The organism is Aquabacterium sp. (genome assembly GCF_016234775.1).
GTDB lineage: Bacteria > Pseudomonadota > Gammaproteobacteria > Burkholderiales > Burkholderiaceae_C > Aquabacterium.
The window spans coordinates 89,735-106,053 of the sequence record NZ_JACRAH010000031.1 but is presented as its reverse complement, the minus strand read 5'-3'; the positions used below and the strand labels follow the sequence as shown (position 1 = coordinate 106,053).

Annotated in this window: 16 protein-coding genes; 8 read left to right on the top strand and 8 right to left on the bottom strand. The window is 62.4% G+C overall.

Going from position 1 to position 16,319, the window contains the following annotated elements; all coding sequences use genetic code 11:
- Positions 1 to 36 precede the first annotated feature (36 nt).
- The 3 genes from HY836_RS09165 to ychF all read right to left on the bottom strand — a co-directional run bounded on the left by HY836_RS09165 (position 37) and on the right by ychF (position 3,692).
- A complete protein-coding gene (locus HY836_RS09165) occupies positions 37 to 753 on the bottom strand; it encodes a hypothetical protein (protein WP_290675661.1) in 717 nt (238 codons plus the stop codon).
- A gap of 90 nt (positions 754 to 843) precedes the next feature.
- Positions 844 to 2,403, bottom strand: a complete 1,560-nt coding sequence (locus HY836_RS09160) for a methyl-accepting chemotaxis protein (RefSeq protein ID WP_290675660.1) — start codon at positions 2,401 to 2,403, stop codon at positions 844 to 846.
- A gap of 197 nt (positions 2,404 to 2,600) precedes the next feature.
- On the bottom strand, positions 2,601 to 3,692 hold the full coding sequence (gene ychF, locus HY836_RS09155) for a redox-regulated ATPase YchF (protein ID WP_290675659.1): 1,092 nt from the start codon (positions 3,690 to 3,692) through the stop codon (positions 2,601 to 2,603).
- A gap of 232 nt (positions 3,693 to 3,924) precedes the next feature.
- Between ychF and HY836_RS09150 the strand changes: the two genes are divergently transcribed.
- Both HY836_RS09150 and HY836_RS09145 read left to right on the top strand, forming a co-directional pair.
- Positions 3,925 to 5,085: an FAD-dependent monooxygenase gene (locus tag HY836_RS09150; protein WP_290675658.1), complete on the top strand. Its 1,161-nt coding sequence runs from the start codon at positions 3,925 to 3,927 to the stop codon at positions 5,083 to 5,085.
- Positions 5,086 to 5,133: 48 nt separating this feature from the next.
- Complete coding sequence (locus HY836_RS09145; protein ID WP_290675656.1) at positions 5,134 to 5,889, top strand: DsbC family protein; 756 nt, start codon at positions 5,134 to 5,136, stop codon at positions 5,887 to 5,889.
- A 9-nt stretch (positions 5,890 to 5,898) separates the two neighbouring features.
- On the opposite strand, the gene HY836_RS09140 is transcribed toward HY836_RS09145, so the two are convergent.
- Genes HY836_RS09140 through HY836_RS09120 form a run of 5 tightly spaced genes read right to left on the bottom strand, consistent with a single transcriptional unit; the run spans position 5,899 to position 11,022 of the window.
- Entirely contained in the window at positions 5,899 to 7,089 is a 1,191-nt protein-coding gene (locus tag HY836_RS09140) for a DUF3108 domain-containing protein (RefSeq protein WP_290675655.1), read from the bottom strand.
- On the bottom strand, positions 7,074 to 8,867 hold the full coding sequence (locus HY836_RS09135) for a peptidase M61 (protein ID WP_290675654.1): 1,794 nt from the start codon (positions 8,865 to 8,867) through the stop codon (positions 7,074 to 7,076). Before HY836_RS09135 ends, HY836_RS09140 begins: the two co-directional genes overlap by 16 nt.
- Positions 8,868 to 8,918: 51 nt before the next feature.
- Positions 8,919 to 9,419: a DUF3429 domain-containing protein gene (locus HY836_RS09130; RefSeq protein WP_290675653.1), complete on the bottom strand. Its 501-nt coding sequence runs from the start codon at positions 9,417 to 9,419 to the stop codon at positions 8,919 to 8,921.
- Positions 9,420 to 9,477: 58 nt separating this feature from the next.
- Entirely contained in the window at positions 9,478 to 10,305 is an 828-nt protein-coding gene (locus HY836_RS09125) for an SAM-dependent methyltransferase (RefSeq protein ID WP_290675652.1), read from the bottom strand.
- 51 nt (positions 10,306 to 10,356) lie between these two features.
- Complete coding sequence (locus tag HY836_RS09120) at positions 10,357 to 11,022, bottom strand: Maf family nucleotide pyrophosphatase (protein WP_290675650.1); 666 nt, start codon at positions 11,020 to 11,022, stop codon at positions 10,357 to 10,359.
- Positions 11,023 to 11,130: 108 nt separating this feature from the next.
- Between HY836_RS09120 and HY836_RS09115 the strand changes: the two genes are divergently transcribed.
- The 6 genes from HY836_RS09115 (at position 11,131) to fabG (ending at position 16,216) form a co-directional block, all read left to right on the top strand.
- A complete protein-coding gene (locus HY836_RS09115; protein WP_290675648.1) occupies positions 11,131 to 11,733 on the top strand; it encodes a YceD family protein in 603 nt (200 codons plus the stop codon).
- Between the two features lie 248 nt (positions 11,734 to 11,981).
- Positions 11,982 to 12,167, top strand: coding sequence for a 50S ribosomal protein L32 (gene rpmF, locus HY836_RS09110; RefSeq protein ID WP_290639700.1), 186 nt, complete (start codon positions 11,982 to 11,984; stop codon positions 12,165 to 12,167).
- 124 nt (positions 12,168 to 12,291) lie between these two features.
- Positions 12,292 to 13,419: a phosphate acyltransferase PlsX gene (gene plsX, locus HY836_RS09105; RefSeq protein WP_290675647.1), complete on the top strand. Its 1,128-nt coding sequence runs from the start codon at positions 12,292 to 12,294 to the stop codon at positions 13,417 to 13,419.
- 11 nt (positions 13,420 to 13,430) lie between these two features.
- Complete coding sequence (locus tag HY836_RS09100; protein ID WP_290675646.1) at positions 13,431 to 14,462, top strand: beta-ketoacyl-ACP synthase III; 1,032 nt, start codon at positions 13,431 to 13,433, stop codon at positions 14,460 to 14,462.
- 72 nt (positions 14,463 to 14,534) lie between these two features.
- Entirely contained in the window at positions 14,535 to 15,473 is a 939-nt protein-coding gene (fabD, locus tag HY836_RS09095) for an ACP S-malonyltransferase (protein ID WP_290675644.1), read from the top strand.
- The gene (gene fabG / locus HY836_RS09090) at positions 15,470 to 16,216 is read left to right on the top strand and encodes a 3-oxoacyl-ACP reductase FabG (protein WP_290675642.1); all 747 of its coding nucleotides are present in this window, start codon (positions 15,470 to 15,472) and stop codon (positions 16,214 to 16,216) included. Before fabD ends, fabG begins: the two co-directional genes overlap by 4 nt.
- Positions 16,217 to 16,319 lie beyond the last annotated feature (103 nt).

The following is a 16,319-nucleotide window of genomic DNA, read 5'->3' as shown; positions in this document are numbered from 1 at the left end:
AATTGACCCGGGTTTACGCCCAGGTTCTGATGACGATCAGAATTTGATGCCGTACCACCCAAGACCGATCCCCCAGGCCTGACTGTCCGGTGTGGCATTGGTGCGTGAAGCGGTGACATCCAGCCCCAGTTGTTCGGGCAATAGCCAGTAGCGCAGTCCAGCCGATTGGGTGGCTGGGGCGTTGTGGTGCCCTACCAATTCCCCGAAAACAAGCCAGCGTTCAGAAGGGGACCACGCCAGTGCCGCCGCGTAGGTGCTCGCGCTGGCGTGTTCGCGTCGGTCGTGCTCCCGGCCCAGATTGATGTGCAGCGTCCATTGCGGGTTGAGGGGCAGGCTGGCCAGTACCGCGAAGCTGTTGGCGGCCTGATGCCAGTCTGGTTCGTCAGGTGCCTTGCCGTTGCTGGTGCCGGCCTTCAGGCCAAAGCGCCAGTCTTGCCAACTGGCCCACTCGGGTGCCCACTTGATCCCGACGGCCCGTCCCTGCACCTGTTCACTGCCGGGGGAAACGCGGATGAACTCCAGCCCGAGTTCCAGCCCATCCATCAAGCCACAGGCTGGTGCGAAGTGGGCGCTGCGGGCATCGCTGGCGTAGTCCAGCCAGGACTCGACCTGGCAGACCGCCTGATCGTTGGCCCCCGCGTCGTCCGTGGTCAACGGGCGTCCCGCCTGCGCTGGCAGGTTCACCATGCAGGCCAGGCCGCTTGCCAGGGTCAGCAGTTGCAGGAACTTCTGAATATCTTTGCTCAGGTTCATCGGCTTGGCTCCAGCTTGGGGGGGGGCGGTTGGCGGGGCGATTGGATGCTGTTCGATCAGGTTTGGCTTCAAGCGGTATCGTGCGCGCGCTCAGACCTTGAAGATCGCCATCGACTGTGTCAGGCGCGTGGCCTGGTCCTTCAGGCTGGCTGCTGCTGCCGCAGACTGTTCCACCAGGGCTGCATTTTGCTGGGTCATCTGGTCCAGGTTGGAGACGGCCTGGTTGACCTGCCCGATGCCGGTGCTTTGCTCGGTAGAGGCGGCCGTGACCTCACTGATGATGTCAGAGACACGCTGCACACTGGAGATGATCTCTTCCATGGCGGCGCCCGCATCGTGTACCAGGCGCGTACCGGATTGAACCTTTTCGCCGGATGCCGTGATCAGTTGTTTGATCTCTTTGGCGGCTGTGGCGCTGCGTTGGGCCAGGCTGCGAACCTCGCCTGCCACCACGGCAAATCCACGCCCTTGTTCACCCGCGCGAGCGGCTTCAACCGCGGCGTTCAGTGCCAGGATATTCGTCTGAAAGGCGATGCCGTCGATCACGCTGATGATGTCGTTGATGCGTTTGCTGGTACCGTCAATTTCACCCATGTTGGACACCACCTCCGACACGATGCTGTTGCCCCTGTGGGCGGCGCCTGCGGCCGACTGGGCCAGGGCGTTGGCCTGCATGGCCGACTCCGCACTATGGCGCACGGTACCGGTCAGGTGCTCCATGGAGCTGGCTGTTTCCTGCAGGCTGGATGCCGTGCTTTCGGTTCGCGCCGACAGGTCCATGTTGCCACTGGCGATTTCGGTGGATGCGACCGAAATCGAGTCCGCTGACACGCGTACGTTCGATACGATGGCTCTCAGTGAGTCTTGCATGCTGGCCAGCGAGGCCAGCAACTGAGCCGGTTCATCGCCGCCCTTGCTGTCAATGGCATTGCACAACTGGCCCGCGGCAATGGCCTCGGCAATGCGCTGAGCATCTTCCAGCGGCTGGCAGATGCAGATTTGATTGAGGATGGTCAGTGGCCCGACGATCAAGATGGACAGGATCACCGCGCCGGCAAACAAGGCAATGGTGTATCGGACGGTGTCGAGTTGGTCCTGATCTGCATGGGCCAGCTCCAACTCCATGACCTTGTCGATTTCCTGTGTGCGCAGCTCGAACTGGTCTGCCACGGCCAACACAGGCCCTAGCTTTGCCAGCGCATCCTGGGCGCTCAGGGCGCCCGAACTCAAATTGCCGCTTTCGGATTCCAGCGCCTTCTGATACTGCTCCAGTTGCGCCAGCAGTTTGCGTGCGATGACATTGTCTTCATCTTCCTCGCCGTCGAGCATCTTGTCTGTGGCGCTGCGCACAGCCTTCAGCGCCTCCTGCCAGGCTTGAAGATCTTTGTGTACGGCCGGGGCATTGCCAGCGTTCAGGAGCGCGTTCTTCTCGTGGATACGCAGATGACCAATGGCTGCTCGCATCTGGGAGAGTTCCCCGACCTCAGCAAAGTGCCCTTTACGGTATTCCTCGCCAGCGCTCTGGTTGTGCAACAAGCCATACAGACCCACACCTCCCACGAGCATCAGCAAAGAAAGCACCACGGCAATAGCGCTGTACATGCGGAACCGGATGGTGAACCCGCGCATCGCGGCATAGAACATGTTCATGGCCAGACTCAAGACTGTTTATCGGACACTTTTGGCGCCCAGAAGCAGAGCCTGATGGCCGTGTTCAAGTCGCCTAGACCTCGGTGGTTTCGGCGACTTCTGGCACGTCTTGAGCCATTTGTGTGCTCATAAGAATGAAAAAAGCCGGTCAGGCGCTGTGGCCGACCGGCTTGTTCTGGGGTCTTGCCCTCAGGGGATCAACTGCTGAACAGGAAATTGAGCACATCGCCATCCTTGACGATGTACTCCTTGCCTTCGGCGCGCATCTTGCCGGCATCCTTGGCGCCGGCTTCACCCTTGTACTGGATGAAGTCTTCGTAAGCGATGGTCTGGGCGCGGATGAAGCCCTTCTCGAAGTCCGTGTGGATCACGCCGGCGGCCTGAGGGGCGGTGTCACCCTTGTGGATCGTCCAGGCGCGCACTTCCTTCACGCCCGCCGTGAAGTAGGTCTGCAGGCCCAGCAAGCTGTAGGCCGAACGGATCAGGCGGTTCAGACCAGGCTCGTCCTGGCCCATTTCCGCCAGGAACATGGCGCGGTCTTCGTCTTCCATTTCAGACAACTCGGCCTCGGTCTTGGCGCAAATGGCCACAACCGGGCCCTTCTGGGCTGCCGCGTACTCTTTCAGGCGGTCCAGGAAGGGGTTGTTCTCGAAGCCATCTTCCGACACGTTGCCCACGAACATGGCCGGCTTGGCCGTGATCAGGCACAGCGGCTTGAGGATGACCAGTTCTTCCTTGCTGAAATCAATCGTACGGACTGGTTTGGCCTGGTCCAGCGCCGCCTGGCACTTCTCCAGCACCTTGACGATGGCTGCCGCGTCCTTGTCGCCAGAGCGGGCGGTCTTGTTGTAGCGGTGCAGGCCCTTTTCCACGGTGCCCAGGTCAGCCAGGCACAACTCGGTCTGGATGACCTCGATGTCGGCAATCGGGTCGACGCGGCCATTCACGTGGATCACGTTGTCGTCTTCAAAGCAGCGCACCACGTTGACGATGGCGTCCGTCTCGCGAATGTGCGAGAGGAACTGGTTGCCCAGGCCTTCGCCCTTGGATGCACCTGCCACCAGGCCAGCAATGTCCACAAACTCGACGATGGCAGGCAGGATGCGCTCTGGCTTGACGATCTCGGCCAGCGCGGCCAGACGAGGGTCAGGCACCTCGACCACGCCCACATTGGGCTCGATGGTGCAGAAGGGATAGTTCTCGGCAGCGATGCCGGCCTTGGTCAGGGCGTTGAAGAGGGTGGACTTGCCGACGTTGGGCAGACCCACGATGCCACATTGGAGGCTCATGGATGTTCCTGGTTGGATACAGACGAAAGGAATACGGTCACGCCTTGCCCCCCAATTTCCGGGGCGCAACACACGCCAAACCCGGCATTTTACGCGGTGAGTGTTGCTGTGACGGCCATCAAAAGGGCGTGCACCTTTTGAAATCCATAATAGACCCGTTGAAACCGGAACAAAATCGGCGGCAATTTGCACCAAGCTAGGTGGCGCAATGCCCCTGTCCCGATTCTTTTTCATGACCAAAACAGATTTTGATGTGTGTGTGAGCGGCTCCGGCGCCGTGGCGATGAGTCTGGCCCTGGCACTGTCGGCGGATGGCTGGCGTGTGGCCTGGGCCAAAGCCCCCGCATCCGGCAAACCGGCCCAGCCCGATGTGCGCACCTACGCACTCAATGCCCGTGCCATCACCTTGCTGGAGCGCTTGCGTGTGTGGCCGGCTTTGAAAGCCAGTTCGGCGGCTGTTCTGGAGATGGATGTGCGTGGCGACGAAGGCGGCACTTTGTCGTTTTCCGCCTGGCAGCAATGCGTGCGTGAACTGGCCTGGATCGTTGATGCGGCCGAGTTGGAGCGTTTGCTGGGCGAGGCCATGCGTTTTGCCCCCCGAGTCGAGGTGGTGCCACCTGTGACCGAGCAGGGCGCACCGGTCGATGCGGGCTTGCTGGCCATCTGTGAGGGCAAGTTCTCCGGCACCCGCTCCAACCTGGGTGTGACATTCACCCGGCGGGAATATGGGCATTGGGGCGTCGCCGCACGATTGAAGGCGACTCAGCCTCACCACGGTGTGGCCAGGCAGTGGTTTCGCTCCCCCGACATATTGGCGCTCCTGCCTTTCAATCACCCGGATCCCGTGGCTTCTTACGGCCTGGTCTGGTCGGTGCCCCAGGCCCGCGCCGAGCATTTGCTGGCCTTGAGCCCGACCGAATTTGAGCAGGAACTGCGCGATGCCATCCTCCTGTCCGATGCGTCGGCGCCTGCCAAGGTTGGCGAACTGAGTCTGACCTCCCCGGTGGCGGCATGGCCTCTCGCTTTGGCGCAAGCTAGCCGCTGGACTGGCCCGGGCTGGGTCCTCCTGGGCGATGCGGCCCATCTGGTACACCCTCTGGCGGGGCAGGGGCTCAACCTGGGATTGGCCGATGTCGATACCCTGGTGGCGGTGCTCAAACAGGCGCGGGCAGATGAACCATGGCGTTCGCCTGGCGACGAGCGCACCTTGCGCCGCTATGCCCGGCAGCGCGAGTGGCCCACCAAGGCCATGGCGGGGTTGACGGATGGCTTGCTGCACTTGTTTGCGGATGAGCGCGCACCTGTGCGTGACCTTCGTAACGCGGGCATGTCGCTGGTTCAGCGGCTGGGGCCTGTCAAGAATTGGCTGATTGGCCGCGCACTGGATCAATGAGCGCAGCTTGTTTTCTGGCATCGACACACACATTTCAAAGGACTGAGGATGATTTCCACTTTTCGCGCTCTGGCCGCGGCCAGCCTGGTTTGCTCGTTGGGGGCGGCGGTTCAGGCGCAGTCCGGGGAGTTGCCTGCAGCTCAATTGGCGGTCATCAAGGCCAAGCTGTCGCAGCGCGTGCCGGAGTTGGCCGGCATCGAATCCGCCCGTACCACACCGGTGCCGGGGCTGATCGAGTTGAAGGTGGGCAACCAGGTGGTCTACACCGATGCCTCAGGCGAGTACCTCATCGAAGGACAGTTGCTGGAGACCCGAACACAGCGCAACCTGACCGAAGAGCGCTTGGATGAAATCAACAAGGTGGACTTCTCTTCCCTGCCATTCAAGGATGCCATCGTCTGGAAGTCAGGTACGGGCAAGCGTCGCCTGGTGGTGTTCTCGGATCCGAATTGTGGATACTGCAAGCATCTGGAAAAGGAAATCCAGCAGATCAAGGATGTGACCGTCTACACGTTCATGATCCCGATCCTGGGGGACGATTCCAGAGCAAAGGTCGACAACATCTGGTGTGTCAAGGACCGCACGCAGGCCTGGCGTGACTGGATGCTCAATGGCATGGCACCAGCCAAGGCGTTTGGCATGTGTGCCTCGCCGGCGCAACGTAATCAGGCGCTTGCGCAGAAGCTGCGTGTCAACGGTACGCCCGCGATGTTCTTCGAGGACGGTTCGCGCCTGGCATCCGCCGCGTCGGCAGCGGTCATCGAGCAACGCTTGAGCAAGGCCAGCATCAAGACCGGCGGTTGATCATCCGCATCAGGGTGGAGGCGTGTCGCCAGGCGTCTGCTGTGGCGCGCCGTCCATCTGCATGTCCACATAGATCTCGTCCGTCCATTTGGCGTAGATCCTGATCGGCAGATATTGCAGGCTCGGGGCGAACCAGATGTCGCCCAGGAGGCTGTTCTTGTCCTGCGTCAGCCGGCGTGGTTTGACGTGCATCGTCTGGACGTCGCCCATGCCTGTGTGCAGCACTTCCTGATCGATGACGTCATAGGCGATGACCTCAAAGCGCTTGCTGGAGGCCAATGGCATCTCGATCGTGTTGCCCTTTTGAAGCAACTGCGGTTGCAGGATGAATTTGTAGGCCAGGTGGATCAGGTGGCTGACGGGGTCTTGCGCATCAGGCGTACGGGGAACCCGCTCGCCAGTGTTCAGCACGATCTCCTGCTCTTCAAATTTCAGCACGCTCGGCTTGGACGTTTTGAACAAGAGCCTGTTGACGCTCTCATAGCGCTCAGGCGACAAGCCGGATGCCACAATGTTGCCTTCACTGATCATGTTGATGCCGCCCAGAACGGGCACGCTGACATCCAGTCTCACCTGATAACGCGAGTTCTGCCGCACCCATTCCACGGTGGCCTGGCCATAAAAAGGCCCTCGGTAGTAGCCTTCGAGCTTGTAGCTCACCCTGGTGGCCTTGGGCCAGACAAAGGTGGGGCCCAGGGCAGCCGAAGCGGCGGATGCCGCAGTGGCAACATGCGCCTTGCTGGCTTCAGGTGCGCTGGCAACGGGAGGGGGCTCTACCGGCTTGGTTTGCGCCATGTCGCTAGCTGATGCAGCCGCGTCTACCTTGCTGGCCGCTTCAGCGACCTTGGCGGCTGAGGCGGCATCGTCCGGCGCCGAGGCTGCTTTGGCGGGCTTGGGTACACGCTTTTTGGTCACCACGGGCGCGGCCGGGCTGACCTTTGGCGCAGGCGGCGCTGCCACAGCGACAGGCGGTTGGGTCTGCTTGATCTCGGAGACGTAGGTGGCCTCCATGCGCTTGATCGATGGCGCGGCCGGAGAAAGGTCCACCATCTGCTGGGAGATCTCATACGTCACCCAGAGGTGCGCCAGCGCAACCACCAAGGTCAAGGCCAGCATCACACGCCAGCGCCTGTTGGGGCCTGGTCGGTTTTCGGATTCAGTGGGCGGCAAGGCCCCGTTGACGTTCAAGCTCGCAGCCATGCCTGCCTTCTGGCGAACTTGTCCGGCATCTGACCAAGGTCAGCCAGGCTCAGGGTGATGATCTCCACGGGGGAGCCGGTTTGCGCGGGCACAGTCAAGGTCGAGACTTTCTGGTCTCGGCAGATCAGCAGGACTTGAGCGCGTTGGGCATCGTGCCAGGCGGCGAGATCGTCGGCCTTCCTGATGCGCCATCCATCCAGTGCCAGCAGTTCATCGCCCGCGCTCAGGCCCATGCCTTCCGCGACGCCGCCCCGCATCACGGCCTGCACCTTGGCGGCGCCGTTGTTGTCTTGAATGCGCAAGCCCCATTGCTGTGGCAGGGGCGCGGCCTTGCCGCTCCAGGCCACGCCCAGTCTGTCCAGCAGATGCTGCAGGGGCAGCTCTTCGCATTGCTCAGTCCACTTGTCGAGCAAGGCCAGCCAGGTTTGTTCGACGGGCGTGCCTGCCTTGACCTGCAGACCTTGCGGGTAACGCCCGGCTTCGTCAGCCAGGGCCTGGGCCACGTCAGCCTGCGTGATGGGACGGCCCAACTGCCACAAGCGCTGCATCACGCCATCCAGCGAAGGATGGGCTTTGCCCGAAGCAGGCAGTTCACGCAGGGCCAGATCCAGGGCCAGTGCTACCAGCGAGCCCTTGGTGTAGTAGCTCACGGTGGCGTTGGCGGTGTTCTCGTCGGGGCGGTAATAGCGCGTCCAGGCATCGAAGCTGGCCTGGGCCACGCTGTAGCTCAGGCGGCCAGGCGTGGACAGCACCTGGTTGACCGTCTTGCCCAGCAGCTTGATGTAGGTGGCAGCGTCAATCAGGCCAGTTCGCAGCAGGAACTGGTCGTCGTAGTAGGAGGTGAAGCCCTCGAAGAACCACAGCATGCGGGTGTGGTTCTCTCTGGTGTAGTCGTAAGGTGCGAATTCGACCGGCTTGAGGCGCTTGACGTTCCAGGTGTGGAAGTACTCGTGGCTGATCAGGCCCAGCAAGGTGGTGTAGGCGTCCTTGTTGACCGGGCGGCCCTGGCGCGGCAGATCCTTGCGGCCACAGATCAGGGCCGTGCTCTGTCGGTGTTCCAGCCCGCCGTAGCCATCTTCGATGACGTTGAGCATGAACACATAGTGGTCGAACGGCGCCTTCTTGCGGCCGTGCCAGAAGTTGATCTGGGCTTCGCAGATCAGGCGGGTGTCGTCCAGCAGCTTCTGGCCGTCCAGATCGGCCGTGGCGCCGGCCACCACGAATTCATGGCGCACGCCGCGCACGGTGAACTCGCCGCGCCAGAAGGTGCCCAGCTCGACGGGGTGGTCGACCAGCGCGTCGTAATCGGGCGCGAGGTAGTCGCCCACGCCTTGCGTATTGATTTTGGAGGCGGGCAGGGCGGTGGCCACTTGCCAGCCCTTGGGCAGCCCGGTGATCTTCACCGCATGAGGCTGGTCTTCAAAGCCGTGCACTTTCAGGAAGACGCTGGTGCCATTGAAGAAGCCTCGGCTGGCGTCCAGAAAGGCCGCGCGCACCGAGGTGTCAAAAGCGTAGACCTCGTATTGCACGGTCAGGGCGACCGAGCCCGTTGTGGCTACTTCCCAGGTGGCCTTGTCCAGCGGTGTGACTGCCACATCGCGGGTGCCTTGCTTCGCCTTCAGCGGCGACAGATGGCGCGCGAACTCCCGAACCAGGTAGCTGCCCGGGATCCACACCGGCAAGCTCAGTTGCTGACTGGGCGCAGGCTTGTCCACGCGCAGGGTGACCAGAAAGCGGTGTGCGTTCGCGTCAGCGACTTCAATGCGGTATTGGATCATCGGGCTGGTTGGCTCGTGTGAGGTGGCTGGGGGCTCGGATCAATGTGCGGATCAGATCTGGGCCGCGGCCAGGAAGCAGCTCATGCTGGAGACGAAGGTCAGGCGAAAGCGCAGGGTGAGCCAGCCTGACACGCCCAGCTCCGGGTAGCGCTTGCGGTCACTCAGGTAGCAGGCAATCAGCAGCACACCCAGCACAACCAGCCCCGCATGGGGCGGCATCAGCAGGGCCAGCCAGGCGGCCAGCGAATAGATCACGCCCGTCCACAGTGCGCGGCGGTAGTGGGGCGGCGCCTCCATGTGCCAGGTCGAGCGCCACATCATCAGGCCCCAGGGGATGCCACCCAGAAAGGCCACGATCAGCGCGGCGTAGCTGGTGATGGCGCGCACCACGAACATGAAAGGCTCGGCGTCGATGCGACCGACCAGCAGCCAGATGAAGATGGCGCCGCCCACGAAAGGGATCAGCCCCGCATAGGCCAGCTTGCGTGCCAGCTCGTCTGGTTCGGCATGGTGGTGATCGGGCAGGGTATGGGTGGCGGGCAGGTCGTTCATGGTGGACTTCGGTGCGATGTCGCCATTGTGGCAAGAAGCGCGTGGCTTGAAGGGGCGATCAGGCGGCCAACCAGCTGAAAACCGCGGGAATGTCGTCTGGCAGTGTCAGCGCCTGCTTGCGCCAGCGTTCGACCGTGTCCGTGCGGCTCCAGCCTTGCGGCAAGGTCAGGCCCACGCTCACGCTCAGCAGGGTGTTGCCTTGCAGGTGTTGCACCAGGGCCTGCCACAGGGCCGGATTGCGGTAAGGCGTTTCGATCACCAGCTGAGTTTGATGCGCCTTGCGTGACAGTTGCTCCAATTCCTTGATGCGCTGGCTGCGCTCCTGCGCTTCCACAGGCAGGTAGCCCACAAACGCGAAGCTCTGGCCATGCAGGCCGCTGGCCGCCAGGGCCAGCACGAGCGAGCTGGGACCTGACAGCGGCAACACACTGACGCCAGCCTTGTGCGCCGCCAGCACGACCGCTGCACCGGGATCAGCCACGCCAGGCAGGCCCGCTTCGGAAATCAGACCCACATCGTGCCCAGCCAGGGCAGGGGCCAGCAACTCGGCGATCTGGCGGGCCTCCTCCGAACTGGGCGCGCCACCTGTGCGCTTTTGGGCGCCCTTGGGTGGACGAGGCAGCACCTGAATCTGCTGCTCCTGCATCGGCGCGGCCAGGGGCGTGATCTCGCCCACACGCTTGAGGAAAGCGCGTGTGGTCTTGGCATTCTCGGCAATCCAGTGGCGCAGGCCGGCGGCGGCCATGATCGCCCCCATGGGCAGCACCTCGCGCAGATCGGGGGCGGCGCTGCCTTCCTCCGTGTCCAGGCAACCCAGGTCCAGGGTATTGGGGATCAGCAGCAGTCGACCGAAGCGTCCAGGCTTGTCTTGGGGGGCTTGTGGCATGGTTTGTTCAGAAGGGCGAGAGGTATCGAAAAGGGTGGCCGGGCGAGCTTGTCAGCGCAACGCGTGTCGCCAGGCCAGAGCGTCAGCGCCCGCGTCACGCATGAGGCGCGCGGTGGCGATCAGGGGCAGGCCAATCAGGGACGTGGGGTCGTCGGAGACGATGCGTTCCAGCAGCACGATGCCCAGGGTTTCGGCTTTGGCGCTGCCGGCGCAGTCATAGGGCTGTTCGGCGTGCAGATAGGTGTCGATATCGGCGTCGCTCAGATCCCGGAAGGTGACCGTGACGGTGCTCAGATGGGTGCCGGCGAACTGGCTGGCAGGGCGCATCACGCAGACGGCCGTGTGGAAGCGCACCTCCTGCCCGCGCATGGCCCGCAATTGCTCGGTGGCACGTTGATGGTTGCCAGGCTTGCCCAGCGCCTGGCCATGCAGTTCGGCGACCTGATCCGAGCCGATCACCAGCACATCTGCGTTGGCATCAGCTTGCAACTGGTGGCAGACGTCCTGCGCCTTGGCTTTGGCCAGCCGCAAGGCCAGATCGGATGGCGCCTCGCCTGGGCGCGGCTGCTCGTCCGTGCGGGGTGAGCAAGTCTCGAATGGCAGCCCAAAGCGGGCGAGCAGTTCCTTGCGATAGGGCGAGGTGGAGCCCAGCACGAGGCGGGGCCAGGCGGGCGTAGGGCTTGTCAAGATCGGTTGTGGGCTGTTGCTGGATGGCATGTGATCGCTGATCGAGGGCAGCAGGTCAGGGGGCGTTTGGCGGGCAGGCGCAGCCGCCCCAAACTCGTATTGTCCCAGGGCCGGAGCGCTTGCCCTAAACTTGCGCCAATGAAAGCACGCACTTTTGCCCCCCGCAAGCTGGACATGGCCGCCTTTATCGAGTCCGGCGAAGAGATGGTGGGCGTCATGCCCGTCCAGGACTGGCCTCGTCTGGCCGAAGAATTGGCCAAGGACGCCGATGTCGCCAGCCTCAAGCCCATCAGCTGGCGCGCCCAGGGGCGTCTGGTGGCGCAGCGTGTGGGTGGCCCTCAACTCTGGCTGGACCTGAGTGCGCATGGCGAAATCGCCCGCGAATGCCAGCGCTGCCTGCATGCCGTGACCTTGCCGCTGGGGATCGACACCAGCATCCGCTTCGTGAAAGACGAGGCTGCCGCCGCTGAACTGGATGCAGACTGCGACGATGACGTGCTGGCCTTGTCCCGCCAGTTCGACCTGCAGGACCTGATCGAGGACGAACTCATCATGGCCCAGCCCATCGTGCCGCGCCACGAACAGTGCCCGACCGACGTGGCCGCGCTGATCAAGGCAGAAGTCGAAGCGGTGCCCCCCGGCCACGTGGCGCCCGCCGAGCAGCCTGGCGAGGCCGTGACGGCATCTGGCAAGCCCAATCCTTTCGCGGTATTGGCGTCCTTGAAAAAGGATCGCACCTGACGTTGATCCGTTGCCAGGATTCATGCTAGAATCGCTGGTTTTCCGGGTAGACCAATTTATTTCGTGGGCAGAGGTGTGAACCAAAGCTTGCGTTGTTTGAGCGGTTTGGCCGGTTCAAAATCAAATTTTTCAACACTTGCGGACTGCAAGGCGCTCAGTTTCAAGCGTGTTCTCGCAATCAGAAACTGGCACGGTGTGGTCTGACAAACCGCGAGCTGCAAGCTAAGTTCGCACATCCGGAGTCCAACATGGCCGTTCAGCAAAACAAAAAGTCGCCCTCCAAGCGCGGTATGCACCGTTCGCACAATGCCCTGGTTACGCCGGGCACGGCCGTGGAAGCCACCACTGGTGAAACCCACCTGCGTCACCACATCAGCGCCACCGGTTTCTACCGTGGTCGCAAGGTCCTCAAGACCAAGGCTGACGCCTCCTGATCTTTCAGATCTGACCCGGTTGCTGGCCGGGTATAAACAAATCACGCCATGAGGGCTGGGTCAACCGAAACATCGGTTCGCCAGCCCTTGTTCTTTTGTGCTTTCGTGAATGAATCATTTGCCCATGACTGCCTCCACGCCCAACTCGTCCTCCCCCCGATCGTCTGATGGGGTGATTTCCCCCGTTCGCATCGTTGTGGACGCCATGGGTGGCGATCATGGGCCGTCCATCACGCTGCCGGCAGCCAAGGCCTTCCTGGCCAAGCATGCCGATGCCGAAGTGGTGCTGGTGGGCCTGGCGGAAGCCATCGAACCTGCCCGCAACTGGCCTCGTACCACCCTGGTGCCCTGTACCGAAGTGGTGACGATGGAGGATCCGGTTGAAATCGCGCTGCGCCGCAAGAAGGATTCTTCGATGCGCGTGGCCATCAGCCAGCTCAAGGCCACAGCCGACAAGCCCGCCAACGCGCACGCCTGTGTGTCGGCCGGCAATACGGGTGCGCTGATGGGCCTGGCTCGTTACCTGCTCAAGACTGTGGATGGCATTGACCGTCCGGCTCTGGCCACCGTAATGCCCAACCAGAAGGACGGCTTCACCACCGTGCTGGATCTGGGGGCCAATGTGGATTGCACCGCCGAGCACCTGCTGCAGTTTGCCGTCATGGGCAGTGCCCTGGTTTCGGCCGTCGATGGCAAGGACAGCCCCAGCGTGGGCCTGCTCAACATCGGTGAAGAGATGATCAAGGGCAGCGAAGTCATCAAGAAAGCGGGTGACTTGCTGCGCACGGCCAACGATCGTGGCCTGCTGAACTTCTACGGCAACGTCGAAGGCAACGATATTTTCAAGGGAACTTCGGACATCGTGGTGTGCGATGGCTTCGTCGGGAACGTCGCTTTGAAGACTGCTGAAGGCCTGGCGGGCATGTTTGCCTCCTTCATCAAGCAGGAGTTCACGCGCAATATCGTTACCAAGATGGTGGCTTTGGTCGCCATGCCGGTGCTAAATCGCTTCAAGATGCGCGTTGACCACCGCCGCTACAGCGGTGCGGCCCTGCTCGGATTGCGTGGCCTGGTGTTCAAGAGCCACGGTTCTTCTGACGCCCTGGCTTTCGAAGTGGCGATGAATCGGGCTTATGATGCCGCCCGTCACAAGCTTTTGGACCGGGTTCACGACCAGATCGCTGCCACGCTTGTCAGTCTGCCGACTTCGGCTGACACAAGTGGTTCGGCGGATGTGGGGCAGGCGGCCTGATCCACCCCTCAATGTCCACAAGACATACTGACGACAATTTACGTTCCAGCTCACAGGCGTTGACGGGCCCTCGATTTGCCCGCATCGCCGGAACTGGCAGCCAGTTGCCCCCCCGGCGTGTCACCAACCAGGAGTTGGTTGACCGCCTCGCCGCCGATGGCATCCAGTCCTCCCATGACTGGATCATCGAACGCACAGGCATCCATGCGCGCCACTTTGCCGAGCCCGATGTCACCTCCAGCATGCTGGGCGTGCAGGCGGCCCGCAAAGCCCTCGACGCGGCCGGCCTGCAGGCCGATGACATCGATCTCATCATTTGTGCCACGTCCACGCCGGACATGGTCTTTCCCTCCGTGGCTTGCCTGATCCAGCGCGAACTGGGCATCCATGGCTGCCCCGCCTTTGACGTGCAGGCCGTGTGCTCGGGCTTCATCTACGCCCTGACCGTGGCTGATTCGATGATCCGTTCGGGCGTGTCGCGCCGCGCGCTGGTCATCGGCGCCGAGGTGTTCTCCCGCCTGCTGGACTTCAAGGATCGAACCACCTGCGTGCTGTTTGGCGACGGCGCGGGTGCCGTTGTGCTGGAAGTGTCCGAATTGCCGGGTATTGTGTCCTCTTGTCTGCATGCGGATGGCCGTTACGTGGATCTGCTCAATGTGCCGGGCAATGTGTCGGGTGGGCAGGTTCTGGGAGACGTCACGCTCAAGATGGACGGGCAGGCGGTGTTCAAGCTGGCCGTCAACGTCCTGGACAAGGCGGCACACGAAGTGCTGGAAGCGGCAGGTCGTGATGAAACCTGCATCGACTGGCTGATTCCGCACCAGGCCAATTTGCGCATCATGCAGGGCACTGCCAAAAAATTGAAACTTCCGTATGACAAGATCGTGGTGACCGTCGATCAGCACGGCAACACCTCGGCGGCATCGATTCCGCTGGCACTGGACCATGCGGTACGCAGCGGCCAGATCCAGCGCGGCCAGACACTCATGCTTGAAGGCGTGGGTGGCGGTTTCACCTGGGGTGCGGTGCTGGTTGACTATTGACGCCAGTCGACGCGCGCCTCTTGATTTCACCCACAACACTCATTTCTCAGAGACAGTACCAAGGACCTCGTCATGACTGCATTTGCTTTTGTGTTTCCCGGCCAGGGCTCCCAAGCCGTGGGCATGCTCAATGCGTGGGAAGGCCACGCCGCCGTGCGCGACACACTGGCCGAAGCCTCTGATGCCCTGGGTGAAGACATCGCCCGCCTGATTGCAGAAGGCCCCAAGGAATCGCTCGACCTGACCACCAACACCCAGCCCGTGATGCTGACGGCGGGTGTGGCTTGCTGGCGCGCCTGGTTGGCTGAAACCGGCCTGAATCCGGCTGCCGTAGCGGGCCACTCGCTGGGTGAGTACTCGGCACTGGTGGCCTCCGGCGTGCTGACCTTGAAAGATGCCTTGCCCCTGGTGCGCTTCCGTGCGCAAGCCATGCAGGACGCCGTGCCCGTGGGCACCGGTGGCATGGCCGCCATCCTGGGCATGGACGCAGAAGGTGTGAAGGCTGGTTGTGCTGAAGCTGCCGCCGCTGTCGGCGAAGCTGTCGAAGCCGTGAATTTCAATGATCCGAAGCAAACCGTGATTGCCGGCACCAAGGCAGCGGTCGAAAAAGCCTGCGAGGTCTTGAAGGCCGCGGGCGCCAAGCGCGCCTTGCCGCTGCCGGTGTCGGCGCCGTTTCACTCCAGCCTGATGAAGCCTGCTGCCGAGCGCCTGAAGGAAAAGCTGGCCGCAACGGCCTTTGCCGCACCACAGATTGCTGTGATCAACAACATCGACGTGGCTGTCGCCGCTGATGCCGACGCCATCCGTGATGCGCTGTATCGCCAGGCTTTTGGCCCCGTTCGCTGGGTCGAAACCATTGCCGCCATCAAGGCGCGGGGTGTGACACATGTGATCGAGTGCGGCCCAGGTAAAGTGCTGGCCGGTATGGTCAAGCGCATCGACGCAGACTTGATTGCAACCACCATTTTTGATCCGGCTTCGCTTGCTGAAGCCAAGGGGCTGCTGGCATGAGCACGGAATTCAAGGGACAAGTGGCGCTGGTGACCGGTGCCAGCCGCGGTATCGGCCGCGCCATCGCGTTGAGCCTGGCCCAGCGTGGCCTCAAGGTCATTGGCACGGCCACCACCGAATCTGGCGCGCAAGGTATCAGCGAGGCGCTGGCTGGCTTCGATGGCAGCAAGGGTATCGTCCTGAACGTGACCGATGGCGCCGCTGTAGACGCCGCGCTGGATGCCATCCTCAAGGAGCATGGCGCGCTTCACGTGCTGGTCAACAATGCCGGCATCACCCGCGACAACCTGTCCATGCGCATGAAAGACGATGACTGGGATGCCGTCATCGACACCAACCTCAAGGCCGTGTTCCGTCTGAGCCGCGCGGTGATGCGCCCCATGATGAAGCAGCGCCATGGCCGTATCATCAACATCACCTCGGTCGTGGGCGCCAGTGGCAACCCCGGTCAGGCCAACTATGCTGCCGCCAAGGCAGGCGTGGCGGGCATGACCCGTGCGCTGGCCCGCGAGCTGGGTAGCCGTAACATCACCGTCAACTGTGTGGCGCCGGGCTTTATCGATACTGATATGACCCGCGCCCTGACTGAAGAGCAACATACCGCCTTGAAGGCGCAAATCCCGCTGGGCCGTCTGGGCCAGCCCGATGACATTGCCGACGCCGTGGCCTTTCTGGCCTCGCCTCAAGCCGGCTACATCACGGGGCAGGAACTGCACGTCAATGGCGGCATGTACATGAACTGATTTTGAGATTGTTCAGGGAATCTCAATTTCCTTTTTCGAGCCGGCGGCGTTATAGACACGCCGAACCGGTAAAATCCCTGGTTTGTTTGCACCACCTCCTGGA

Coding starts and splice junctions, on each gene's coding strand:
- rpmF (WP_290639700.1), top strand. CDS start 11,982: ATGGCCGTTCAGCAAAACAAAAAGTCGCCCTCCAAGCGCGGTATGCAC.
- HY836_RS09115 (WP_290675648.1), top strand. CDS start 11,131: ATGAAAGCACGCACTTTTGCCCCCCGCAAGCTGGACATGGCCGCCTTT.
- plsX (WP_290675647.1), top strand. CDS start 12,292: ATGACTGCCTCCACGCCCAACTCGTCCTCCCCCCGATCGTCTGATGGG.
- HY836_RS09125 (WP_290675652.1), bottom strand. CDS start 10,305: ATGCCACAAGCCCCCCAAGACAAGCCTGGACGCTTCGGTCGACTGCTG.
- HY836_RS09130 (WP_290675653.1), bottom strand. CDS start 9,419: ATGAACGACCTGCCCGCCACCCATACCCTGCCCGATCACCACCATGCC.
- fabG (WP_290675642.1), top strand. CDS start 15,470: ATGAGCACGGAATTCAAGGGACAAGTGGCGCTGGTGACCGGTGCCAGC.
- HY836_RS09140 (WP_290675655.1), bottom strand. CDS start 7,089: ATGGCTGCGAGCTTGAACGTCAACGGGGCCTTGCCGCCCACTGAATCC.
- ychF (WP_290675659.1), bottom strand. CDS start 3,692: ATGAGCCTCCAATGTGGCATCGTGGGTCTGCCCAACGTCGGCAAGTCC.
- HY836_RS09100 (WP_290675646.1), top strand. CDS start 13,431: ATGTCCACAAGACATACTGACGACAATTTACGTTCCAGCTCACAGGCG.
- HY836_RS09150 (WP_290675658.1), top strand. CDS start 3,925: ATGACCAAAACAGATTTTGATGTGTGTGTGAGCGGCTCCGGCGCCGTG.
- HY836_RS09145 (WP_290675656.1), top strand. CDS start 5,134: ATGATTTCCACTTTTCGCGCTCTGGCCGCGGCCAGCCTGGTTTGCTCG.
- HY836_RS09135 (WP_290675654.1), bottom strand. CDS start 8,867: ATGATCCAATACCGCATTGAAGTCGCTGACGCGAACGCACACCGCTTT.
- HY836_RS09165 (WP_290675661.1), bottom strand. CDS start 753: ATGAACCTGAGCAAAGATATTCAGAAGTTCCTGCAACTGCTGACCCTG.
- fabD (WP_290675644.1), top strand. CDS start 14,535: ATGACTGCATTTGCTTTTGTGTTTCCCGGCCAGGGCTCCCAAGCCGTG.
- HY836_RS09160 (WP_290675660.1), bottom strand. CDS start 2,403: ATGAACATGTTCTATGCCGCGATGCGCGGGTTCACCATCCGGTTCCGC.
- HY836_RS09120 (WP_290675650.1), bottom strand. CDS start 11,022: ATGCCATCCAGCAACAGCCCACAACCGATCTTGACAAGCCCTACGCCC.